The organism is Christiangramia sp. LLG6405-1 (genome assembly GCF_045055805.1).
In the GTDB taxonomy this organism is placed as follows: domain Bacteria; phylum Bacteroidota; class Bacteroidia; order Flavobacteriales; family Flavobacteriaceae; genus Christiangramia.
Map to the genome: position 1 here is coordinate 2,640,118 of NZ_CP159330.1, position 23,855 is coordinate 2,663,972.

The window sequence follows — 23,855 nt, forward strand, 5'->3', positions numbered from 1 at the left end:
ACATATAATTGCTAATTTTGTAATACAAGCAATTACTATTCAGATGTAATTTTAGACGTAATCTCGATATTATGAATACAACATCGAAACCAAGGCTGGAAAGAATAGAACCTGGATTTGGGAGCTCATTTTCATGTAGAACACATGATAAATTCCAGGTTGGTTCGAAAAAGACCTTTTGGCACTATCATCCGGAGGTCGAACTGGTTTACGTGAATGGCGGCTGCGGAAAGCGGCAGATAGGAAGTCATATATCTTATTACAGGAATGGTGATCTCATATTAATTGGCTCGCTTCTCCCCCATTGTGCTTTTACCGATGGGCTCACTAATCATAATTGCGAAACAGTGATACAGTTTAGAAATGATTTTCTTGGAAATGATTTTCTGGACGCGCCTGAAATGTCACGAATCCAGAATCTGCTCGAGAGAGCAAAAAAAGGAATTGTTTTTCATGGTGACACCAAGCGTCGTATAGGAGCAATCATTGAATCTTTACGAGAGCTCAGTCCTTTCCAGAAATTACTTGGATTACTGGAAGTCTTGAATTCTCTTGAAAAAACTAGCGATTATACCATTTTGAATGCTGAAGGTTTTCTACTGGAAACTAATTTACAGGATAATGACAGGATTAATATCATTTTTAATTATGTAAAAGAGCACTTTCAGAGATCAATTAGTTTAAAGGAGATCAGTGATAAGGTTAGTATGACCAACCCGGCATTCTGCAGGTATTTTAAAAGAATTACCGGAAAAACTTTTACTCATTTTGTAAATGAGTACAGACTTGCGCATTCAGCTAAACTATTACACGAAAGACAGATTAGCATAACCGATGTTTGCTTTGAAAGTGGTTTTAATAATTTTAGTCATTTCAACAAACAATTCAAGGCATTTACAGGGAGGTCACCTTCAGTCTATAGAAGTGAATTAAAATTTAGCGTAACATAAAAAAACCCGCCAATTGGCGGGTTTGTATTTTATAAATCGATCTTTAATCGTGATGCATAAAACTTTGTTTCTGAAGTAATTTCTCTTCAGATTCAACATGCTCATCATCTGGAACACAACAATCTACTGGACAAACTGCCGCACATTGAGGTTCTTCGTGAAAACCTTTACATTCGGTACATTTATCTGGTACTATATAGTAAATTTCATCGCTTATAGGTTCCTGAGCTTCATTTGCGTTGGCTTCTTTCCCTCCGGGAAGTACCACATCACCTTCTAGATCGGTTCCATCTGCATATCTCCAGTCATCTGCACCTTCGTAAATTGCCGTGTTAGGACACTCTGGTTCACATGCACCGCAGTTTATACATTCATCGGTTATTACAATTGCCATAGCTCTGTTTTTATTGGTAAATTTAAGTACTGAGCGAAAAAAGACCTGAGCTTTTAGAGAAAATTATGGTTAATAGCTTCGGAAACTTTAATTTCGCTTCACAAATTTAAGATAGGCCACCCTCATAACCAAATATGAACATGACAATCGAAGAGCATACTTCAAACCTTGTTGCATTAGGAAAATTTTTAGGTCAGTTTCAGATCGATGGAGTTCAAAAACATCCAGATTTTTCAGAATTAGATGAGCTTACTAACGAAATGCATGAGAAGATCGATGCTTCCATTCATCGTAACGGATGGTTTACCCGGGAAAATATTGTATTCTCACTTCAGCAGTGGAGTGAAGCCTTAAAATTCGAGAATATTCAAAAATGGATAGGTCGCTATGATCTTTCCAATTCTGGTGGAAAAAAAATTGGGATTGTCATGGCTGGAAATATTCCGCTGGTTGGTTTCCATGATTTTATTTCCACGATCATCTGTGATCATAAAATTCAAATAAAGCAATCCTCCAGTGATGAGCTGTTACTACCTATTATCGCTCGATTCCTTATCGAGCAGAATTCAGAATATAAGAACAGGATAGAATTCACCAAAGGGAAACTAGAGAACTTTGATGCAGTGATCGCCACAGGAAGCGATAATACTGCCCGATATTTTGAATATTACTTTAAAGGAAAACCAAGCATTGTTCGCAAGAACAGAAATTCTATTGCTATCCTTACTGGAAAAGAGTCTAAAGAGGAACTCGAGGCTTTAAGTGAGGATATCTTTCTATATTATGGTCTTGGGTGCCGTAACGTCTCTAAATTATATGTTCCTGAAAGATATGATTTTGACCAGTTCTTCAAGGCGATGTATTCCTGGAATCCTATTATCAACGAAAATAAATATGCCAATAATTATGATTACAATAAGGCAGTTTATTTAATGAGTGAATATAAGATCATTGATAATGGTTTTTTAATGCTGAAAGAGGATGAAAGTTTTGGTTCTCCTATTGCATCAGTATTTTATCAAACTTATAAGGATGAAGATAACCTGAAAGAAGTTCTTGATTCCAATTCCGAAAAGTTACAGTGTGTAGTAAGGAAAGATCCAATGCCCGATGAAGTTGCATTTGGTAAAACACAACAACCAGAACTTTGGGATTACGCAGATAATATTGATACTATAGAATTCCTTAGTAAACTTTAATCTTATCATTTCGATAACAGCAAAGACCTTCTAAATTTGGCATCTTTGTGAATACACATTAATAATACACATCAATGAAAAAGCATAATTTCAGCGCAGGTCCATGCATATTACCACAGGAAGTATTCCAGGAAGCTTCTCAGGCGATTCTGGATTTTAATAACTCAGGTCTTTCGATATTAGAGATTTCTCACCGTAGTGCAGATTTTGTATCAGTAATGGAAGAAGCTCAGAATCTGGCTCTTGAACTTTTGGGTTTGCAGGATAAAGGTTACAAAGCACTTTTTCTTCAGGGAGGCGCGAGTATGCAATTTTTAATGACTGCTTACAATCTACTGAATAACAAAGCGGCCTATCTTAATACAGGTACTTGGTCCTCTAAAGCGATCAAGGAAGCTAAATTATTTGGTGAGGTGATCGAAGTTGCATCCTCAAAAGATAAAAACTTCAATTATATTCCGAAGAATTATTCAATTCCAGAAGATGCAGACTATTTTCACTGCACCAGTAACAATACGATTTTTGGAACACAGATGAAGGAATTTCCAAAAACTGATGTTCCCAGCGTTTGTGACATGAGTAGTGATATCTTTTCAAGACAACTTAATTTTGAAGATTTTGATCTTATTTATGCTGGAGCCCAGAAAAATATGGGACCAGCCGGAACTGTTCTTGTTGTTATTAAAGAAAGCATTTTAGGCAAAATTGACCGGAAGATTCCCAGCATGATGGATTATCAGGTACATATCTCCAAGGATAGTATGTTCAATACACCTCCTGTTTATGCAGTATATGTTTCTATGCTTACCATGCGATGGATCAAAAAGAATGGTGGTATTGCTGCTATGGAGAAAAGAAATACAGAGAAAGCAGCTCTTTTATATGATGAAATTGATCGTAATCCTTTATTCGAAGGTTTCGCCGCTAAAGAAGACAGATCACCAATGAACCCTACTTTTAACCTTAAGGATGAGTCTCATAAAGATCAATTCGATAAAATGTGGAAAGATGCTGGTGTGAATGGTCTTAGCGGACATAGAAGTGTTGGTGGATACAGAGCTTCCATGTACAATGCATTATCAATAGAAAGTGTGCAGGTAGTAGTAGATCTCATGCAGAAATTAGAGAAAGAAATAAACTAATCCAGACATAAATTAGAATGAAAGTATTAGCAAATGACGGTTTATCTCAAAGTGGTGTACAACTATTAAAGGATGCCGGCTTTGAAGTCATCATTAAGAAAGTTGCCCAAGATCAACTGGAAGATTACTTAAAAAGTAATGGAATTAGCGTCCTTCTTGTACGCAGTGCAACAGAGGTTCGCAAGAATATTATAGATAATTGTATACATCTAAAGGTTATTGGACGCGGTGGTGTTGGCATGGATAATATCGATGTGGAATACGCGCTTAGTAAAGGTATCTCTGTAATAAATACACCGGAAGCTTCTTCAGCTTCTGTAGCAGAGCTTGTTTTTGCTCACCTTTTTGGAGGTGCCAGAAAATTGCATGATTCCAATAGAAATATGCCTTTGGAAGGAGATTCTAGATTTAAAGATCTTAAAAAATCTTATGCTGGTGGATCTGAATTACGTGGTAAAACTCTAGGAATTATAGGTCTGGGAAGAATTGGTCGTGAAGTAGCTAAAATTGCTTTAGGAGTTGGAATGCGCGTGGTTGCCAGCGATAAGGAAGTGGGAGAAACCGAGATCAAACTGGAGTTCTACAACGACCAGAAGGTTACTATTCCTATCAAGACTGAACCCGTAGAGCAACTAATAGTGCATGCAGATTTTATAAGTTTACATGTTCCCGCACAGTCTAAGCCAATTATTGGTAAAGCTGAATTTGATAAAATGAAAAATGGTGTGGGAATCATCAACACCGCTCGTGGTGGGATTCTAGATGAAGAAGCGCTCCTGGTAGCGATAGAAGAAGAAAAAGTTTCTTTTGCTGCCCTGGATACTTTTGAAAATGAACCTTCACCAGCTATAAAATTGTTGATGAACGAAAGTATTTCTCTTAGTCCGCATATTGGTGCTGCAACTAGTGAGGCTCAGGAAAGAATTGGAGAAGAACTGGCTCATCAAATTATCAAAATATTTAAAAAATAGTAGGCAATGGCAAATATTCTGGACCTTTTTAAAATTTCATCAGGTAAGCAACTCATCCAAAATACTCATGAGGAATTAAACCTGGATAAAGAGTTGATTCTGGAAATTTTTGCAAGTCTCTTGCCGTGGACTATTTCAAGAGTCGATCATTCTACTTCCAGCAAATCAGATGCAAAATTTAGTGATTTGAACTTTGCAGATCTATTGAATGAAACTTCTATTATCTCTTCGGAAGATAAAAAGGTGATGAACTCATTACTGCTAAATACATATAAGGTCGAATCTAATAATTCAGCCAGATTTATAAACATTGCTGAAAACATTATAGGTTCAATCATTTCTGAAATCCAATCCATAAACGGCAAATTGGAGCTTACTGAAATTAAAAGAACTTTATTAGGCGCTTCTGAAAAAGCTTCAGAAGAATTTATAAAAGTAATTACGAGCGGAGCAAATGATTCCGCAGATCTTATCAAACCTGCAGGAAGAATTGCTCTGGAAGATAAAGACTCTTCCGAAGACAGTATTTTAGGAGGTTTTACAGGAGGGAAATAGGGAACGCTTATTGCTGCTAATTAAATTGTTATGAAGAATCTAATTTACATTTGCCTACTGGCCTTATTTATTTATAGTTGTGGCTCCGGACGATCCAGAGATTTCAAGGATAAAGATGCAACTAATGATACTGTTCGTATCGCCAATGATAGTCTCGAATATGAAATTATCATCATTGAACCAGGATTCAACCTGTTCATCAACTCCTATGCTCGACCTAGAGGATATCATACGCAGTCTTATCTGGAAAATAAAAACCAGTTCCTGGTAACTGAATACAATACGAGGGTTATGCAGCCACAAACCTACGATCCCAATTTATATATAAATCAAATAAACTATGATTCGAATACAGATTATGGGTATGAGGTAAATTATTTGCTCTACAATTATTTTGTTTTTTTCAGCAGACATTACAACCAACGATTTAGTGTTCCTACACGAATTTGATTTTTTAAGCAAAATCGTATATTTGCCGTATGAAAAAACTGAAGGCTAGATGGGGAATTGATGATAACTGGCAGCTATTTATCATATTGCTGGTATTTGCCATTACGGGTTCTTCCTCTGCAAAAATTGCCGGTCCGCTCTGTGAATTTCTAGGAATCACTTCTGAAACTACACATTGGAGCATCTACTGGACACTTCGAATTTTATTGATCTTTCCAATATACCAGGTTTTATTGGTAAGTTTTGGTTGGATCTTCGGTCAGTTTCAATTTTTCTGGGCTTTCGAAAAGAAAATGTTGAGCAGGCTGGGTTTCGCTAAAATGTTTAATTCCTAATATGGCTTTACTGAAGAACATACTCCTACTTTTTACGGCGGTACTCATACTGCTTCCTACTGGAGTGAGTTTTTCCCATATTTTCGCAGATCATGGACATAAATTATGTGATAATTATGCAGATGAGCATTATCATGATAAGTCTTTGGATTGTGAACTTCATAAGTTTCAAAAAAATCCAGTAATATCACTGGACTTCCAGAGTTTTCAATTTGCTGAGGTTTTCTATACCTCTACTCTCACCTACGATTATTATCGATTTTTAAATGATTACGAGCCATTGTGCTATGAGCTACGTGGTCCGCCTGCTTTATCTATTACAGGATAATTCAGTTTTAATCATTTAAAATATTTCAATGCGTAACACAATGTTATTGACGCTGCTATTGGCAGTGCAGTCTATTATATATGGACAAAATTCCCTGAGCGGAAAGATCACCGATCAGGATACTCAAGAACCAGTTCTTAGTGCAAACATCTATTTCCCTACTCTTGAAAGAGGGACGATGACAGATCTTGATGGTAATTTTAAAATATCAGATTTGCCAAGCGGTAATTTTAAAATGGTGATATCCTCAATAGGATACGCCAGTTATACACAGGATGTGGTTCTACCTTCTCAGGATATTACCATTACATTAAAACCTTCAGCCATAGAGATGGAGGAGGTTATAGTATCTACTCCTTTTCACCAATTACAAAGCGATAATGTAATGAAGGTGGAACGCGAAAGTGTTTCTGAACTTTCTAAAAATGGAGCTGTAAACCTATCCGAAGGAATTACTCAAATAGCAGGAGTCGAAAATCTTACCACTGGATTGGGAATTGGGAAACCAGTAATTAGAGGACTTAGTTCCAATCGTGTGCTCGTCTATACCCAGGGAGTTCGTTTAGAGAATCAGCAATATGGCGATGAGCATGGCCTGGGAATTAGTTCAAAAGGAATTGCCAGCGTGGAAGTGATAAAAGGCCCTGCCTCTTTACTCTACGGAAGTGATGCGATTGGTGGAGTTTTATATTTGAATCCTGAAAGATATGCAAATGAAAACAGCACCAAAGCCAGCCTGGAGTCAGATTATTTTACAAATACGCTAGGGTATCAAACCAGTTTAATGGCTTCTACTGCTGGTGATCGATTAAAGTTTATTGCCCGCGGAAGTTATGCGGCTCATAGTGATTATGAAACAGGAGGTGGAGAAAGAGTTACCAATACTCGTTTCAATGAGAAGGATATTAAAGCTGGAATTGGTTTCCAGAACAGTGTTTATAAAGGAGATCTACGTTATAACTTTAATAATTCTGAAATTGGTATTCCGGAAGAATTGGGTGTTCAATCTACTAACAAAGAACCACTTCTACCCTACCAGAATATTGACAACCATATTCTGAGTCTTGATAACAAGTTCTATCTGAATAATTCCAGTATCGACCTGAAAGTTGGTTACCAGTTCAATGATCGCCAGGAATTTGAAGATCATCATCATCACGAAGATCATGAAGGTGAAGAGCACGAAGAACACGAGGGCGAAGAGCATGAAGAGGAAGAACATGAAGGTGAAGAGCATGGAGATGAGCAGCATGAAGGTGAGGAGCATGAAGGTGATGAACCAGCTCTTGAGATGCATTTAGAAACTTTGAACTATAATTTAAAATACAATTTTCCTAAGTTCGATAACCTTGACCTTATTGCCGGAGTGCAGGGAATGTGGCAGAGCAACGAGAATTTTGGTGAGGAAATTTTAATACCTGATGCGACAACTACTGATTTTGGTGTATTTGCCACTGCTCATTATCACTTACCACGAATTGACTTTCAAGGAGGAATTCGATATGATAACAGGTCTATTGAAACAGAATCCTATGTCGCAGAGGACGGAGATATCCTGGATGAAGTCGATAGACAGTTCAATAGCTTTAATGGAGCTTTAGGTGCAAAATTCGATATTACCGATAATCTTACCACCAGGTTAAATCTTGCCAGTGGGTTTAGAGCGCCAAATTTATCTGAACTAACCTCTAATGGATCTCATAATGGTGCTAACAGATATGAAATTGGAAATCCTGATCTTGATAATGAACAGAACTTTCAGATCGATCTCGCCGTTGAGTGGAGAAATCAACATTTCGAAGCTTTTGTGAATGGTTTTTATAACAATGTGAATGACTATATATTTATAAGTCCATCTGGAGAAATTATAGATGATGAGAACGTATTTCGTTATCAGCAAGATGATGCTAAATTGTATGGTGGTGAAGTAGGTATTCATCTTCACCCACACCCATTGGATTGGCTTCACCTGGAAAGTAGCTTTGAAACGGTAACCGGAAAACTGGATAATGATGATTACCTACCGTTAATTCCAGCAAATTCCCTTACAAACACTTTCAGAGTTGAGTTTGATAAAGGGAAGTTGTTATCAGGTTCTTACAGCTTCTTAACCTTGAAGAATGTGTTTGATCAGGAAAATCCTGGAAGTTTTGAAACCCGAACTGGTGGCTACAGCCTGGTGAATCTAGGTGCGGGAACTGAAATTCGAACAAACAGCGCATTATTTGAATTGCGACTAAGTGTGAATAATCTGTTTGATAAGAATTATTTTTCACAACTGTCCCGTTTGAAGAATGATGGCATTTCGAATGTTGGGAGAAATTTAATGCTCTCTGCTAATATTCATATTTAATTAAGAAAGGGCTACTGAAATCAGTAGCCCTTTCTTAATTTTTATCTGGCAAATTCTAGTAGCTTTCTACTTCGATCACCTGTGGTTGCATCATAGGTTCCTTCTTCCAAACATAAGTATAAAGATACATTAGTGTAAACGTCGGAATTATATCAGTTCCCGGAAGAATCTCTTCAATGAACACGAGTACGGAGGCTAATTTACCTTTTCTCCCCGGATACATATCTCTCATCTTTTTAGCAGCATATGGCGCCCAGAGTAAATCCAAAAATGGACCAACGAATGGAATAGCAACAGTGGCCATTCCTACAAGGTCATATACCAGACCTTTTGCAAATAATTTATTTTTAAATAGCTTCATGTTTTTTGGTTTTGAATATTTAAAAGCAAATAAGGTGCCAAATCTATTTAAGGTCTGAGCTTATAAGTTTGAGGAACTCATTCCTGGTTTCAATTTCTTTGAACTGTCCACGGAAACCCGAGGTGGTTGTTGCACTATTCTGCTTCTGCACTCCGCGCATCATCATGCACATATGGACGGCTTCGATCACCACAGCTACTCCCTGAGGTTGCAATGTCTTGTTCAAACATTCCAGGATATCATGGGTTAATCTTTCCTGTACCTGTAGCCTTCGAGCAAAAACATCCACGACTCGGGGAATCTTACTCAATCCTACTATTTTTCCTTTAGGAATGTATGCTATATGGGCTTTTCCGAAGAATGGCAGCATATGATGTTCACAAAGAGAATATAGCTCTATATCCTTCACCACGACCATTTCATCATAATCTTCTGAGAACATCGCTTTTTTCAGGATCTTTTCCGCATCCATTTCATATCCCTGAGTTAAGAATTGCATTGCTTTAGCCGCTCTTTCAGGAGTCTTTACGATTCCTTCACGTTCAGGGTTTTCCCCTACGCCCACTATGATATCCTCGAAACTCTGTTTCATTTTACCAGTAACCTCCTGGTTGTATTCTTCAAAAAATTTATATGCCATGATCGTTAGTTTGCTTCAGCTTATCTGAAAAATACTTTTTCAGTTTTGTTATTTTCGGGTCAATTATAAACTGGCAATATGGTTGTTGCCTATGTTGATTGTAGAAGTCCTGATGTTCTTGTTCTGCCACGTAGAAAGCGGAAGCTTCAGTCACTTCGGTTACGATAGGATCGTCAAACGCATTCTCTTCTTCAATGACATCTATGGTTTTTCTCGCTACCTTCTCCTGCTCTTCATCATGAAAGAATATCGCACTTCTATATTGGGTTCCCACATCATTCTGTTGCCTGTTAAGCGTAGTTGGATCATGAGTTGCAAAAAATACCAATAGTAATTCGTTGTATGCAATTTTATCTGGATCGTACGTAATTTGTATTGCTTCTGCGTGACCAGTGCGACCAGTAATGATCTCTCTATAGGCGGGGTTCTTGATCGCACCACCTGTAAAACCTGATACCACTTTTTGTACACCATTCAATCTCTGGAAAACAGCCTCTGTACACCAGAAACATCCACCGGCAAGGGTCGCTTTCTTCAAATTATCTTCATTCATAACCTGCAATATAATTTTTGTTTATCAAATTTAAGGTCTAATTAAACAAGAAATACTCCGTTTAACGGGAATTTAATGAAAAACTTTGCCGATAAAGATTTAGCATATACTTTTACGTAAATATCAATATTGAACATTCATCAATAAATGTCGAAAAATTACTGGCTGCTTTTCATTATTATCATCAATTGCAGCATTTTATCTTCACAAAATTCAGAAACCAGGAAAAATTACGAAGCGACTCGTATACAGGAAGCTCCAAAGATCGATGGACTAGCTTCGGAAGATGTATGGAAGAAAGCAACTCTTGCTGAAAATTTTGTAATGGTAGAACCTGGAGATGGTACTCCAATTCCCGAATCTCACGCTACAGAAGTCAAGATCCTGTATGATGATCTTGCGATCTACATAACTGCTACCATGAAGGAAAGTGATCCAGATAAAACGATCAGGCAATTTACTCAGCGGGACAATCTTCAGCAATCTGAATATTTTTTGATGGACATCAACACTTATGATGACGGTGAGAATCAGACCAGATTTATTGTAACTTCCGCTGGAACTCAGGCTGATGCCCGCATCACTGGATCTCAGGAAGATTATGGATATAATGTGGTATGGGAGTCGGCAGTTTCCCAGGATGAAAATGGCTGGTATCTGGAAATGAAGATCCCCTATTCAGCATTGAGATTTCCGGAAACTGAAAAACAAAGATGGGGCCTGCAATTTTCCCGTGAGATCACGCATAGAAATGAGACCTATGTCTGGAACTATATCAATAAGTCGGTTGGACAAATGGCACAATACACAGGTTTGCTTACTGGAATTAATAATATTGATCCACCTGTTCGCTTGAGTTTATACCCTTATATACAATCTGCTTTTGATTCTTTTGATGGCAGCGATGATTTTAGTTTCAACGCCGGAATGGATCTAAAATATGGTATCAATGATTCCTTCACTTTAGATATGACCTTAGTGCCGGACTTTGGACAGACAGCTTATGACGAAGTAGAATTGAACCTTGGGCCTTTTGAACAGATCTTTGGTGAGAACCGTGCTTTCTTTACTGAAGGAACTGAGCTTTTTAATAAAGGGAACTTATTCTATTCAAGAAGAGTTGGGAGTACTCCTATTGGATTTAACGCTGCTCAAACCAACAGACTTGATAGTGAGGAAATTCTTGAAAATCCAAGCAGAACAGATCTTATTAATGCGCTGAAAGTTTCCGGAAGAACAGATCGTGGTTTAGGTATTGGGGTCTTTAATGCTATTACCAGCGAAGCGAAAGCAGTATTTCGTGATACTTTAACTGGCAACACAAGATCTACGATCACCGAGCCACTTGCCAATTATAATATTGTAGTTCTGGATCAAAGATTTAATAAAAACTCTTCAATAACACTAATTAATACAAATGTTACACGCGATGGTAACTTTAGAGATGGAAACGTAACAGGCTTTCTGTTTGATGTTTACAACAAGGCCAACAGTTTTAATGTTGAAGGGCAGGCAAAGATGAGTAACGTCAACCTTCCTGGCCAGAATCTTACTGGTTTTGCCTCCTATTTCGCAGCATGTCGTACGAAAGGAAACTTTAGGTATAGAATTGCTCACGAGTTCGCGAACGAAACTTTTGACATTAACGACCTTGGCATCAATTTTACGAACAATTATAACAACATCTTCTGGGGGACTTCCTACCAGATCTTTGAACCACAGGGTAATTTTAATAATTTCCAAATTAGTCTATACGGCCAGCACCGTAGAAGATATAAACCTGATAAGACCATTAATACAGGGATGGGCGGAGATTTCTTTGCGATGACCCGCGAACGTTTTGCGTTTGGAGGATCTCTGGATTTCAACTCAAAGTTTAGAGATTATTTTGAAACCAGGGCTGTCGATACGTATGTCACCTACAATCCTTTTGCAAGTTCAAGATTTTTTATATCCTCAGATTATCGGAAGAAATTTGCAATCGACTCCAGGATTTATGTAGAAGAATATTTTGATACAGATTATGCTTATTATGGTTTAAGCATTGAACCAAGATTCAGGTTTAGTGACAGGTTTAATATGGTTTATGAGTTTGATTACGGACTTCAAAATGAGCGACCTAGTTTCGTAAACAAAGTTAATGACAATATCATCTTCGGAATAAGGGATCAGAAAACCGTGGAAAATTCAATTAGAGCGAATTACAATTTTAATACAAAACAAGGTTTGAGTTTAAGCGCGAGACAATTCTGGTCCACGGCAAGTTTTGGTGATAACTCTTATCTTAAATTGATCGCAGATGGTGAACTTGAAGCTACAAATTATGACACCAATACTTTAAGAGATCCAGACGCCAACTTTAATATCTGGAATCTAGATCTAAGCTACCGCTGGCAGTTTGCGCCCGGTAGTGAAGCCGTGCTCCTGTATCGAAATTCGATCTTTAATGAAGATAAACTGAGTGAACTCAATTATTCAGATAGCCTGGACAATTTATTTTCAAAACCTGCCCGGCACAATTTAAGCCTTAGAGTCGTTTATTTTATAGATTACAATAACCTCCGAAACATATTCCGCAGTTAACTTGGGGAATGCCTGCAATTTGGCTAATTTCGGAATGTCTATTTCGCATTCATGATAATCGCAAAGAACATACATAAATATTACGGGGATCTGCACGTATTGAAGTCGGTAGACCTGCATATCAAGAAGAAAGAAATCGTTTCGATCGTTGGAGCTTCAGGTGCGGGAAAAACCACTTTACTGCAAATCCTGGGTACTCTGGACAAACCGGGAAAAGATAAAAATTCAGAACTTCTTATCAATGGTACTGATATCTACGGACTCAAATCCAGAGAACTTTCTAAATTCCGAAATAAGCATATAGGATTCATTTTTCAGTTTCACCAGTTACTTCCAGAATTTACGGCATTAGAAAATATATGTATCCCAGCATTTATTCATAAAACTCCGAAAAAAGAGGCTGAAGATCGCGCTATGGAATTACTTGAATTTCTTGGTCTTAAAAATAGGGCTTCACATAAACCTGGAGAATTGAGTGGTGGAGAACAGCAGAGAATCGCGGTAGCCAGAAGTCTTATTAATAACCCTGCAGTCATTTTTGCTGATGAACCATCAGGAAACCTGGATTCAGAATCTGCGGAAAATCTTCACCAGTTATTTTTCAGACTCAGAGATGAATTTGATCAAACTTTTGTGATCGTTACACATAATGAAGAACTGGCGAATATGGCAGATAGAAAACTTACGATGGTAGATGGTAAAATTGCTCCTGAAATAAAAAACAGTATTTGAAGAAGGCAGAGTTAAAAGAATTTCTTGATTTTAAAACGGCTCAGTACAACACCACCTCGTTTATTACTGAAGATCCGGTTAGTATTCCGCATTTATTTCAGAAGAAGGAAGATATTGAGATTTCGGGTTTTCTGGCAGCGACCATTGCCTGGGGAAACCGCAAAAGCATTTTAAAAAATGCTAATCAGATGATGAAATTAATGGATCATGCTCCCTATGATTTTATTTTAAATCATTCAGACCAGGATCTTGAAAGATTTGAAGGTTTTGTTCATCGTACCTTTAACGCTAATGATCTCAAGTATTTTCTAAAAGCACTTCGGAATATATATCTTCAGCACGGCGGATTAGAGGATATTTTTGTCAAATATCAGACTGAAACCCATCTTCAGAATGCCATCCATGAACTAAAAAATATCTTTTTCGAATTAGCTCACCAGGCAAGAACCGAGAAGCATGTAAGTGATCCGCTGAAAAATTCAGCAGCAAAAAGAATCAATATGTATTTGCGCTGGATGATCAGGAAAGATGAGCATGGCGTGGATTTTGGTATATGGGAAACGATTCCTGCAGCTAAACTTAGCTGTCCTTTAGACGTTCATTCTGGTAACATTGCAAGGAAACTCGGAATTTTGCACAGGAAAGCGAATGATGCTAAAGCAGTAAAAGAGCTCGACTTGGAATTGAGAAAAATGGATCCTTTGGATCCTGTTAAATATGATTTTGCACTCTTTGGTCTGGGTGTTTATGAAAAAGATCAGTTTTAGTATTTTTAACTTCAGTATTTTTATCTTTATTTGAACCTTAAAAACAGGATGCTTTTATGATAACTCCGGAAAAGCCAATTAATGAACTTCAAAGACTTGAGTCTCTGAGAGAACTCAATATCATGGATACTCTTCCGGAAGAAGCTTATGATCATATTACCAGGCTGGCCAGTTATATTTGTAAAACGCCTATCGCGGTAGTAAATATGATCGATGCCGATCGTAATTTTTTCAAATCCAGTTACGGAACAGATTTAAAAGGTTCTCCTCGAGATGTTTCATTCTGCGGTCATACCATTACAGATCCTGAGAATCTACTGGAAGTTCCAAACGCGTCCAAGGATAATCGTTTTTTTGATAACCCGTTCGTTACTGCAGATACTCCTATTAATTATTACGCAGGTATTTCACTTCTGGATCCAAAAGGCTATCCTATGGGAACACTTTGTGTTTATGACTCCAAAGAGCATCATCTGGACGAAGAACAGAAAATGGCTTTAAAATCGTTGGGGAAACAGGTAGAGCTTTTACTGGAAACTCGCAGGGCCAACAGTGTACTTGAAAAGATGAAAGAAGAGCTTGATGAAAGCTATAAGGTATTGCAACAATTTGCGAGTACTGTATCTCATGACCTCAAGATGCCTCTTGCAAATATGATCATCACTGCAGACGTCCTAAAGGCAAAGTATGCTGTAAAATTAGGTGATGAAGGAGCGAAATATATCTCTTATCTTAAAGATTCCGGGCTAACCTTGAGTGAATATATAAACGGTTTGCTTGACCATTATTCCAACGAACACCAAGGTGACAATAGTGTAAAAGAATTCTTTCTGAATGATATGCTGGAGGACATTATAGATCTTCTCCAAATTGCAGATAACTGTGAGATCAATCTTCCCGATAATAATCTATTGATTGATGGAAATGCCTCAGCTATAGGGCAGATCTTTATGAATTTGATCAATAATAGTCTTAAGTACAATGATCGCGAGAAAATAGTGATCGATATTGATTGTACAGAAAATGAGCACTTTTTCAATTTCAAAATTAGTGACAATGGGATAGGTATCGCTCAGGAACAGCAGTCTAAGATCTTTGATCTTTTTACCACGGTCGCGAAACAGGACCGCAGAGGTAAGAAAGGTCATGGTATCGGACTTTCCACAGTTAAAAAGCTGGTAAACAGTCTTGGAGGTACTATTACTCTTAATTCTGAAGAAAATAAAGGTACTGTATTCGAGTTCAGCGTTTTACGACATAATATCCCGGTTTAAGTTTTTATTCTGAAAAAGTTATTTAAATTTAAATAACTTTAAATCAAGAATGTAAGGGGAAATGCAGAAAAATTCAGGCACTTTTAATGAGAAATTAAGGCGGGCCGCTTTAAAGGAATATCAAATTGTAAATTCAGGACCAGACGAAGATTATGACAATCTTACTTTCCTGGCCACAGTCGCCTGCGAGGTTTCGGTTGCTAAAATAAATATCGTTGATCGGGATCGTATCTGGAACAAATCTGTTCATGGAACCGAAATTAGTGAGATCGAGCGAGAACACTCTTTCTGTGATCTCACGATCAAAAGTAAAACTCCTATTCTCTGTCTTAAGCGTTCAGAAGATCCCGAAATATTTGAGTCGGCAACAGGGATGTATGCTACTGAATATAGTTTTTATGCCGGTGTCCCATTATATAATCCTGATGGTCATGCTATAGCGGTATTCTGTATTTTCGATACCTTCGAAAAAGAGCTAAGTTCCATGCAGGAAAAAGCGCTGTTAGCCTTATCAAAACAAGCCTTAAAGTTATTTGAATCCAGAAAGCAGAAACAGAAACTTTTTACTGTTCAGAATAAACTGGAAGAAAAGTATAAGGAGTTAGAGAAATTCGCAAGCCTGGTATCGCATGATCTAAAGTCTCCCCTAGCGAATATCATTTCACTAAGTGAATTGCTTAAAGATGAAAACAAGGAGAAATTTGATGAAGAAACGAACCAATACCTGCAGTTTCTGGTAGAAGCCTCTTATTCTCTTCGGAATTATATTGATGGAATTTTAAGCTTTTATCGTAGTGATCATGTCATCAAAAAAGAAGCTTCTAATATAAACTTAGGCAAGCTATTAAAGCCTATCGTAGACCTTTATACGGTTTCCAACAATATTGAGATCAGTTATCCTGATGATATTGAGTTGACCGCTGTTAACAAAGCAGCACTCACGCAGGTCTTTATGAATCTCATTAGTAATGCACTGAAGTATAACGATAAGGATATAAGAAAAGTCAGGATCGAATTCACTCCGGAAGAAGAATTTTACTACTTTGAAGTTATAGATAATGGTAACGGAATTCCTGCGGAAAGGTTTGAAAAGATCTTTGAATTATTTGCTACACTCGATACCGCCGACCGTGATGGTAATGTAGGAAGTGGAATTGGACTCGCCACTGTGAAAAAGTTAGTGGAATCCATGCATGGGAAAGTAAGTATTTCTTCTACCGAAGGTGAAGGAAGTAATTTTAAATTTAGCGTTCCCCGACACTAAAACTTCTGCGTGTTTAGCTATATTTGAGAAACAGCTTTGTTTCTATGCAATTTGAACATCCGGAATTACTGTATGCATTGTTTTTGCTTATTATTCCTATTCTGGTTCATCTTTTCAAACTACGCAGATTTCAGAAGGAAGACTTCACGAACGTTAAATTTTTAAAACGTGTCGTTCAGCAAACACGCAAAAGCTCTCAACTAAAGAAGTTTCTGGTTCTTTTCTCAAGATTGTCTTTGCTAGGCTTTCTAATACTTGCATTTGCCAAACCCTATTATCCCGCAGAATCTGCAACCTCCACTAAAAAATTGATCATTTACCTGGACAATTCTTATAGTATGCAACTTAAGAATCAAGGTGACGAACTCCTGGAAATAGCCAGAAACGAAATTCTTGAAAATCTCGATGCCTCTTCAATTTATAGCCTGATCACCAATGATGGCTTGTATACTAAAAAGTCTGTTGAGGAATTAAAAGATATACTACAGAAAATCAACTATACCTCCAGACAAATGGATCTGAATAGTGTTTTACTAAAAACCCAGCAGTTACGTAAAAGGGATTCTTCAAATCTGGTACTTATTTCAGATTTCCAGGAAGCATTTCTTAGCCAAACGGAATTAGATGTTCCTGAAAACATTAAAACCAGCATAAAGCTTACCTCTGAAAATACCCGAAATCTACAGATCGATACTCTTTATTTAGTGAATTCGAAGGCTGAAATTCATGATATTGAAGTTTTACTTTCAGGTAATTCACAAAAGGATAGATTAGTTATTTCCATGTATGATGGTGCTCAACTCTTAAGCAGGAAAACCATCGATGCCGATAAAAGCGACATAAAAACCACTTTTTCCATACCATCACAAAACATCTCTAACGGAAGAGTTGTTATAGATGATGAGGGCTTGAAATATGATAATATTATCTACTTCAGTATTTCTGAACAAACCCCAATCAATGTTCTGGCAATTTCTGAAGGTGATTCAAATTATCTTCAAAGATTATATACAGAACCAGAATTTAATTTAAAAGTAAGCGAAGCGAATGAAGTTGAATATACCGATATTCAACAAGCCAGTTTGATAGTTTTAAATGAATTAAGTGAGTTAAGTGCTGCGAATCTTAACAATATAAAACAACGTTCTAACGAAGGATCCAGTGTTCTATTTATTCCAAATTCAAAAAACAGAAATGAATTCATTCGGTTTTCTGGTAAATTTCAATTGGGATTTAAACCTGAATGGATCGATGGCGAAAAACTCATTACTACTATTAATTTTGGACATCCGCTATTGGAAAACGTGTTTCAAAAGAAGATTCAAAATTTCGAGTATCCCCGTGTCAGTGGTTATTTCAGTAACATCTCCGGCAACAGTATTCTAAGTTTTCAGAACAATGATCCTTTTCTTATATCTAAGTCCAATATCTATATCTTTACAGCTCCACTAAATGAGCAAATATCAAATTTTCAGAATTCGCCGTTAATTGTACCTGTTCTATACCAGATTGGACTGCAAAGCCTCCCTCCTCCTCAACTTTATTACCAGACTTCAGAATTTAAAGAAATATCTATACCTGCAAAAATCGAACAGGATCGTGTGCTTCATCTTACCACGGATAACCTGGATTTTATTCCGCAGCAGCAAAGATTTGCAGATAGGGTTTCCATAAGTGTTGGTTCAGAAGAATTGGATGCCGGAAATTATGAAATTAAGAGCCAGGACAAGACTTTAGCAAATTTGAGTTTGAACGACCCAAGAAACGAGAGCGAACTCCAATACTTAGATCCGGGGATATTTTCATTCCAGAATCATGAATCTATAGCAGAATACTTTTCCGAAGTAAAAGCAGGAAATGAAAGCAGCTCGCTTTGGAAATGGTTTATTATTTTTGCGATCATATTTCTGGCAATAGAAATGCTACTATTAAAACTTCTGAAATGAAATTACTTCTAAAAGCGGTTACAATTATTGATGAGTCTTCGCCTCTAAACGGGCAAACGACCGACATTTATATCGAGAATGGAGTAATTGCTGAAATTAAGGAGGATATACTAAAGGAAGATGTAAAACATGTTGAAATCGAAGGTTTACATGTTTCCAGAGGTTGGTTTGATAGTAGTGTTTGCTTTGGAGAACCTGGCTATGAAGAAAGGGAAACCATAGAAAACGGACTCGAAGTTGCTGGAAGCTCAGGTTTCACGGGCGTTGCACTAAATCCTTATACCAATCCTGTACTTGACCATAGCGGTTCTATTTCTGCCGTAAAATCTAAAAGTTTGGGACACCCTGTAAATCTTTATCCTATTGGTGCACTAACCATTAAAAGTGAAGGTGTAGATCTGGCAGAATTACTGGATATGCAACAATCCGGTGCGATTAGTTTTGGAGATTATAAATCACCTTTAAAAAATCCCAATCTTCTGAAAATTGCCTTGCAGTATGCGCAGAATTTTGACGCTCTAATACAAAGTTATCCGCAGGAAAATCGAATTGCGACCAATGGTATGGTTAACGAGCATAAGAATAGTACTGCCCTGGGCCTTAAAGGTATCCCTAATCTGGCCGAAGAACTTCAGATAACCCGCGATCTTTATATTCTGGAATATACAGGTGGAAAACTACATATTCCTACAATTTCAACGGCAAAGTCGGTTACACTCATAAGAGAAGCCAAGAAAAAAGGTCTGGATGTTTCCTGTAGTGTAGCAATTCATAATCTGCTTCTTACAGACGAAATGCTATCGAACTACGATGCTAACGCAAAGGTGTTACCACCATTGAGAACTCAGGCAGATAATGAGGCACTTATTCAGGGATTAAAAGATGGTACTATAGATATGGTTACATCAGACCATAATCCAATAGACGTTGAAAATAAAAAAGTTGAATTTGATAATGCTTTGTATGGTAGTATTGGTTTGGAATCGGCTTTCGGCGCCTTGCAAACTATATTTACTACTGAAGAAACCATTAAATTTCTAACTTCGGGATTAGAACGTTTTAAGTTGGAAACAACGAAACTCGAAGAAGGTAGTCCTGCCAATCTTAGTTTATTCCTCCCAGATGTAAAGTATACCTTTGAAAAAAACGATATTCTATCTACTTCTAAGAATAGCATCTTTCTGGATAGCGAATTAAAGGGAAAAGCTGTTGGAGTAGTGAACAATGCCGGATTAATTTTAAGATCATAAGCATGAATACCGAAGGTAACGCAAGGACCAGTGCAATTATCTCTTATATCACTATTGTAGGGACCATTATTGCCTATTTCATGAATATGGAAGAGAAGAATGAATTTGCTAGTTTTCATATAAGGCAGGCTTTTGGGATCAACATTACCTTTTACCTTATTGGAGCTTTAATGGGATTGTTCGACCAGGTTTTTATAATAGGAGCCTTCTACCTGTTTTTTATAGTGCTTTGGGGCTACGGAATTATTACTGCAATACAGGGTCAAACCAAGGAAGTGCCTATTCTTGGCGCTTTATTTCAAAAATTTTTAAGTACAGTTAAGTAATGCAAGACAATTTTGTTTTAGATCATATTATAAGAAAACCTAAAGTAAGCGTTGAAAACGCGCCTGCACTCATTCTTCTACATGGCTACGGAAGCGATGAGAACGACCTTTTTTCTTTCGCAGAGGAAATGCCAGAGGAGTTATTTATCATTTCTGCTAAAGCGCCTTATCCAATGCAACCATATGGTAATGCTTGGTATGCTATTCATTTTGATAATGAAAACGGAAAGTTTAGTGATGATATTCAGGCTATTAAGTCAAGAGATACGATCGCTACTTTTATTGATCAGGTGATCGAAAACTACCCAGTAGATGCTTCAAAGATCAATCTTTTAGGTTTTAGCCAGGGAAGTATCTTGAGTTATGCCGTGGCGTTGACTTACCCGGAAAAGATCGATAATGTGATTGCTCTTAGCGGTTATATCAATAAAGAAATATTCGGGCAGGATTACCTTAAAAATGATCTTAGTCAGCTATCTTTCTACTGCTCACATGGATCTGCAGACCAGGTGATCCCTGTAGAATGGGCACGCAGAACTAAACCGTTCTTAGAAAACCTTGGTGTAGATTTTACTTATTCTGAATTTCCGGTCGGTCACGGGGTTGCTCCACAGAATTTCTTTGAACTCAAAAAATGGCTTCAAAAAAGACTCTAATATTTAGGATACAGGAATGATTGCTCGGTATTGAAAACCGGTCCCCCGTCTTCCTGAATAGTGTAGGTTAAAAACACTTCACCCCAGTAAGATCCATCGGTAAAGTCGGCAATGATCCATTTGTGATTAAGCACTTTTATTTTGTTGATCCTCATGGAACCTTCCATACCGGCATGTGGAACCAGAGGATTATCATTTGAAGCGCTATTCTTAGAAATGATTGCATCTTCGATTTTTGTGATAAGTCCTTCGGTCTCTACTCCATTATTCTGAAAGTAAGTGATCGCATCTTCATTATCCTGCAAATTGAAGTAATCTTCTGAAGTTGCTATATACTGTTGATCTTGATTGAGTTCAACTTCAGAAAGCTTATCCTCGAGTTGCTCGATCTTTTCCTGTTTTGAATCCAGAATTCTTTTATCATTTACATAGATGAATATGCAGAATAATAAAGCGAAAATGAATAGATACATTAGAATCTTGCTACGCATGCTAAATTTCAATTTTTAAATTGTCATATGCGAGATGAATATTCTCAGGTAGCTCCTCCTCTACTTCTGCGTGAAATCCAAGCATATGGCTAATATGTGTAAAATATGTTCTTTCCGGCTTCACCATTTCTACAAACTCCAAGGCTTCTTCAAGGTTGAAATGTGAATGATGTGGCTCTCTTCTTAAAGCGCTAACTACCAGAACTTTTAAATCCTTCAGTTTGGCAATCTCTTCTTCGGTAATTGTTTTAATATCTGTGAGATAAGCAAAATCACCTAATCTATATCCAAAGACCTGTAATTTATTATGTTTAAAATCTACAGGCATAATACTTAAGCCCTCGAATTGAAACTCTTCATTTTGTACTACATTCTCAATAACTGCGGGAGCTCCGGGATATCGATCTTCCGAAGTAAAAATGTAATCGAACTTTCTTCTTAGGGAATTTAAAACTCTTTGATGAGCGAAAATAGGAATGTCTCCCTGCCTAAAAAAATATGGTCTTATATCATCCAGACCGGCAGTATGGTCATTGTGTTCATGTGTATAAAAAATAGCATCCAGTTTTTTTACATTATTGGCAAGCATCTGCTGTCTGAAATCTGGCCCACAGTCGATCAAAATATTCTTGCCTTTCCAGTTTACCAGTACAGAGACCCGAAGTCTTTTATCACGAGGGTCATCGCTGTAACATACCGGGTGATCCACCCCGATTATTGGTATGCCTTGTGATGTTCCAGTACCTAAGAATGTAACTTCCAAATGCTGTTATTTTTGACACAAAAGTAAATATATTTTTTTGTATGCCTACCGCTTTTAGTACTTTTGAAGTACGCAATTAACAATGCTTACCTAAACAATAAAATATGCCAATTACCATAATGGGCGATAAGGAATTTGAAAATGTTCCTTCTATTAATAGTAAGGCCCTGCGTATCAATCTTAACGAAAATATCTACGGAACTTTTTCTGAAATTGGTGCCGGGCAGGAAACAGTGCGAAACTTCTTTCGTGCTGGAGGTGCATCTGGAACCATCGCTAAGGCAATGAGTGCCTATGATAAGGATTTTAGTGATGCTATCTACGGAGTTGAAGATGACAGGCGATATGTTACTGAAGCAAGGTTGAAGAAAATGTTATCTCACGAAACGCATCTTATTGAAGAGCGTATTTCCAGGGAAAAGCATCCGAATAAATTATTCTTTACTTATGCCAATACTGTTGCTACCATAGATTTCGCGAAGAAATATAAAGGTCATGGTTGGGTAGGAATCAGATATCAGGTAGATCCCAAAGAAGAATATAATGAGATCCTGCTACACGTGAGATTTCATGAAAATGACGCCCGTCACCAGCAAAACACCTTAGGAATACTAGGTGTTAACCTAATTTACGGCGCTTATTACAAGTACGACAATCCTAAAAAACTACTACGTTACCTGTATGATCATATAGATAAGGATCAGATCGAGATTGATACGATCAATTTCTCAGGTCCTCGTTTCGAGAACGTAGATAACAGACTGATGAGCTTACAGCTGGTCAAGAATGGAATGACCGATGCGGTAATGTTCGGTCCTGATGGAAACAATGTCCTTCCTGCAAAAATACTTTACAAAAAGAACATACTTGCACTGCGTGGTAGCTTTAGACCTGTTACCAAGGTAAACATGGATATGTATGAAAGATCTAAAGAATTATTCTTCAATGAAAGTAAAGTTTCTGAAGAAAATACTGAGATCATTTTCGAGATTACCCTGTCCAACTTACGAGCTGAAGGGGAGATCGATGAGCGTGATTTCATGGATAGAGCTGAACTTTTATGCTCACTAGGTCAAACAGTTATGATCTCTAACTTCCAGGAATACTTCAAGGTAGTAGAATACTTCTCCAGATACTCTAAACAACGTATGGGTCTTACCATGGGTGTTCAGAATCTTGTGGATGTATTTGATGAAAAATACTATAGACATCTAAGCGGCGGTATTCTTGAAGCCTTCGGAAAATTATTCTTTAAAGATCTGAAGGTGTACTTATATCCACTGAAAGATGAAAAAACTGGTGAACTAACTACCAGCGAAAATCTGAAAGTTCACCCAAGAATGAAGGAATTATTCAAGTTCTTTAAATATAACGGACGTGTTGAGGATATCAAGAATTACAATCCAGAAACGCTGAATGTTTATTCTCGCGAAGTATTAAAAATGATCAGCGAAGGCAAAAGTGGCTGGGAAGATATGCTTCCAGAAAAAACCACAAAAATGATCAAGGAGCAAAATCTCTTTCATTATAAGGAGCATAAAGAACAGGCGAAGTCGGAAGTCTAACCTTGTT

25 protein-coding genes are annotated in these 23,855 nt (G+C 37.4%); 19 read left to right on the forward strand and 6 right to left on the reverse strand.

Annotation, left to right across the window (positions count from 1 at the left end; all coding sequences use genetic code 11):
* Window positions 1–71 precede the first annotated feature (71 nt).
* Window positions 72–950 carry an AraC family transcriptional regulator gene (locus tag ABVM50_RS12130; RefSeq protein ID WP_405198807.1) on the forward strand — a complete coding sequence of 293 codons (879 nt, stop codon included), beginning with the start codon at window positions 72–74 and terminating at the stop codon, window positions 948–950.
* Window positions 951–993: 43 nt separating this feature from the next.
* Here ABVM50_RS12130 and ABVM50_RS12135 read toward each other — a convergent pair whose 3' ends face one another.
* Window positions 994–1,344 (reverse strand): 4Fe-4S dicluster domain-containing protein, encoded by a 351-nt coding sequence (locus ABVM50_RS12135; protein WP_298247220.1) that lies wholly within the window; start codon window positions 1,342–1,344, stop codon window positions 994–996.
* Window positions 1,345–1,478: 134 nt separating this feature from the next.
* Here ABVM50_RS12135 and ABVM50_RS12140 point away from each other — a divergent pair, with 134 nt between their 5' ends.
* From ABVM50_RS12140 to ABVM50_RS12175, 8 genes are all read left to right on the forward strand, one after another.
* Window positions 1,479–2,543 carry an acyl-CoA reductase gene (locus tag ABVM50_RS12140; RefSeq protein WP_405198808.1) on the forward strand — a complete coding sequence of 355 codons (1,065 nt, stop codon included), beginning with the start codon at window positions 1,479–1,481 and terminating at the stop codon, window positions 2,541–2,543.
* Window positions 2,544–2,617: 74 nt separating this feature from the next.
* Window positions 2,618–3,685 carry a 3-phosphoserine/phosphohydroxythreonine transaminase gene (gene serC, locus ABVM50_RS12145; protein ID WP_405198809.1) on the forward strand — a complete coding sequence of 356 codons (1,068 nt, stop codon included), beginning with the start codon at window positions 2,618–2,620 and terminating at the stop codon, window positions 3,683–3,685.
* Window positions 3,686–3,702: 17 nt separating this feature from the next.
* Window positions 3,703–4,656 carry a D-2-hydroxyacid dehydrogenase gene (locus ABVM50_RS12150; RefSeq protein WP_405198810.1) on the forward strand — a complete coding sequence of 318 codons (954 nt, stop codon included), beginning with the start codon at window positions 3,703–3,705 and terminating at the stop codon, window positions 4,654–4,656.
* A 6-nt stretch (window positions 4,657–4,662) separates the two neighbouring features.
* Window positions 4,663–5,211, forward strand: coding sequence for a hypothetical protein (locus ABVM50_RS12155; protein WP_405198811.1), 549 nt, complete (start codon window positions 4,663–4,665; stop codon window positions 5,209–5,211).
* A 30-nt stretch (window positions 5,212–5,241) separates the two neighbouring features.
* Window positions 5,242–5,661, forward strand: a complete 420-nt coding sequence (locus tag ABVM50_RS12160; RefSeq protein ID WP_405198812.1) for a DUF6146 family protein — start codon at window positions 5,242–5,244, stop codon at window positions 5,659–5,661.
* A 29-nt stretch (window positions 5,662–5,690) separates the two neighbouring features.
* Window positions 5,691–5,996, forward strand: a complete 306-nt coding sequence (locus ABVM50_RS12165; protein WP_295179200.1) for a DUF6787 family protein — start codon at window positions 5,691–5,693, stop codon at window positions 5,994–5,996.
* A 1-nt stretch (window position 5,997) separates the two neighbouring features.
* The gene (locus tag ABVM50_RS12170) at window positions 5,998–6,324 is read left to right on the forward strand and encodes a hypothetical protein (protein WP_405198813.1); all 327 of its coding nucleotides are present in this window, start codon (window positions 5,998–6,000) and stop codon (window positions 6,322–6,324) included.
* Window positions 6,325–6,352: 28 nt separating this feature from the next.
* Window positions 6,353–8,677: a TonB-dependent receptor gene (locus ABVM50_RS12175; RefSeq protein ID WP_405198814.1), complete on the forward strand. Its 2,325-nt coding sequence runs from the start codon at window positions 6,353–6,355 to the stop codon at window positions 8,675–8,677.
* A 55-nt stretch (window positions 8,678–8,732) separates the two neighbouring features.
* Here the strand turns inward: ABVM50_RS12175 and ABVM50_RS12180 are convergent, their stop codons facing one another.
* The 3 genes from ABVM50_RS12180 to msrA are packed head-to-tail and all read right to left on the reverse strand — an operon-like array spanning window position 8,733 to window position 10,231.
* Window positions 8,733–9,038, reverse strand: a complete 306-nt coding sequence (locus tag ABVM50_RS12180; protein WP_141877847.1) for a hypothetical protein — start codon at window positions 9,036–9,038, stop codon at window positions 8,733–8,735.
* 43 nt (window positions 9,039–9,081) lie between these two features.
* Window positions 9,082–9,678 (reverse strand): GTP cyclohydrolase I FolE, encoded by a 597-nt coding sequence (folE, locus tag ABVM50_RS12185; protein WP_405198815.1) that lies wholly within the window; start codon window positions 9,676–9,678, stop codon window positions 9,082–9,084.
* Entirely contained in the window at window positions 9,668–10,231 is a 564-nt protein-coding gene (gene msrA, locus ABVM50_RS12190) for a peptide-methionine (S)-S-oxide reductase MsrA (RefSeq protein ID WP_405198816.1), read from the reverse strand. The genes folE and msrA overlap by 11 nt, the downstream gene beginning before the upstream one ends.
* Before the next feature lie 147 nt (window positions 10,232–10,378).
* Between msrA and ABVM50_RS12195 the strand changes: the two genes are divergently transcribed.
* From ABVM50_RS12195 to ABVM50_RS12235, 9 genes are all read left to right on the forward strand, one after another.
* On the forward strand, window positions 10,379–12,814 hold the full coding sequence (locus ABVM50_RS12195; protein ID WP_405198817.1) for a DUF5916 domain-containing protein: 2,436 nt from the start codon (window positions 10,379–10,381) through the stop codon (window positions 12,812–12,814).
* Window positions 12,815–12,865: 51 nt separating this feature from the next.
* Window positions 12,866–13,546: an ABC transporter ATP-binding protein gene (locus ABVM50_RS12200; protein WP_405198818.1), complete on the forward strand. Its 681-nt coding sequence runs from the start codon at window positions 12,866–12,868 to the stop codon at window positions 13,544–13,546.
* The gene (locus ABVM50_RS12205; RefSeq protein ID WP_405198819.1) at window positions 13,543–14,313 is read left to right on the forward strand and encodes a TIGR02757 family protein; all 771 of its coding nucleotides are present in this window, start codon (window positions 13,543–13,545) and stop codon (window positions 14,311–14,313) included. Before ABVM50_RS12200 ends, ABVM50_RS12205 begins: the two co-directional genes overlap by 4 nt.
* A 56-nt stretch (window positions 14,314–14,369) precedes the next feature.
* Window positions 14,370–15,587 carry an ATP-binding protein gene (locus ABVM50_RS12210; RefSeq protein WP_405198820.1) on the forward strand — a complete coding sequence of 406 codons (1,218 nt, stop codon included), beginning with the start codon at window positions 14,370–14,372 and terminating at the stop codon, window positions 15,585–15,587.
* A gap of 61 nt (window positions 15,588–15,648) precedes the next feature.
* Window positions 15,649–16,851 carry an ATP-binding protein gene (locus ABVM50_RS12215; RefSeq protein ID WP_405198821.1) on the forward strand — a complete coding sequence of 401 codons (1,203 nt, stop codon included), beginning with the start codon at window positions 15,649–15,651 and terminating at the stop codon, window positions 16,849–16,851.
* A 44-nt stretch (window positions 16,852–16,895) separates the two neighbouring features.
* Window positions 16,896–18,797: a BatA domain-containing protein gene (locus ABVM50_RS12220; RefSeq protein WP_405198822.1), complete on the forward strand. Its 1,902-nt coding sequence runs from the start codon at window positions 16,896–16,898 to the stop codon at window positions 18,795–18,797.
* A complete protein-coding gene (locus tag ABVM50_RS12225; RefSeq protein WP_405198823.1) occupies window positions 18,794–20,047 on the forward strand; it encodes a dihydroorotase in 1,254 nt (417 codons plus the stop codon). Before ABVM50_RS12220 ends, ABVM50_RS12225 begins: the two co-directional genes overlap by 4 nt.
* 2 nt (window positions 20,048–20,049) lie before the next feature.
* A complete protein-coding gene (locus ABVM50_RS12230) occupies window positions 20,050–20,373 on the forward strand; it encodes a hypothetical protein (RefSeq protein WP_405198824.1) in 324 nt (107 codons plus the stop codon).
* Complete coding sequence (locus ABVM50_RS12235) at window positions 20,373–21,029, forward strand: alpha/beta hydrolase (RefSeq protein WP_405198825.1); 657 nt, start codon at window positions 20,373–20,375, stop codon at window positions 21,027–21,029. Before ABVM50_RS12230 ends, ABVM50_RS12235 begins: the two co-directional genes overlap by 1 nt.
* Here ABVM50_RS12235 and ABVM50_RS12240 read toward each other — a convergent pair.
* Together ABVM50_RS12240 and ABVM50_RS12245 are read right to left on the reverse strand one after the other, a co-directional pair.
* Window positions 21,026–21,520 carry a hypothetical protein gene (locus ABVM50_RS12240; protein ID WP_405198826.1) on the reverse strand — a complete coding sequence of 165 codons (495 nt, stop codon included), beginning with the start codon at window positions 21,518–21,520 and terminating at the stop codon, window positions 21,026–21,028. The two genes, ABVM50_RS12235 and ABVM50_RS12240, sit on opposite strands and share 4 nt — an antisense overlap.
* A gap of 1 nt (window position 21,521) precedes the next feature.
* Window positions 21,522–22,283 carry an MBL fold metallo-hydrolase gene (locus tag ABVM50_RS12245; protein WP_405198827.1) on the reverse strand — a complete coding sequence of 254 codons (762 nt, stop codon included), beginning with the start codon at window positions 22,281–22,283 and terminating at the stop codon, window positions 21,522–21,524.
* A 104-nt stretch (window positions 22,284–22,387) separates the two neighbouring features.
* On the opposite strand from ABVM50_RS12245, the gene ABVM50_RS12250 reads away from it, so the two are divergent.
* Window positions 22,388–23,848, forward strand: coding sequence for a TonB-dependent receptor (locus tag ABVM50_RS12250; RefSeq protein ID WP_405198828.1), 1,461 nt, complete (start codon window positions 22,388–22,390; stop codon window positions 23,846–23,848).
* The last annotated feature ends 7 nt before the right edge of the window (window positions 23,849–23,855 follow it).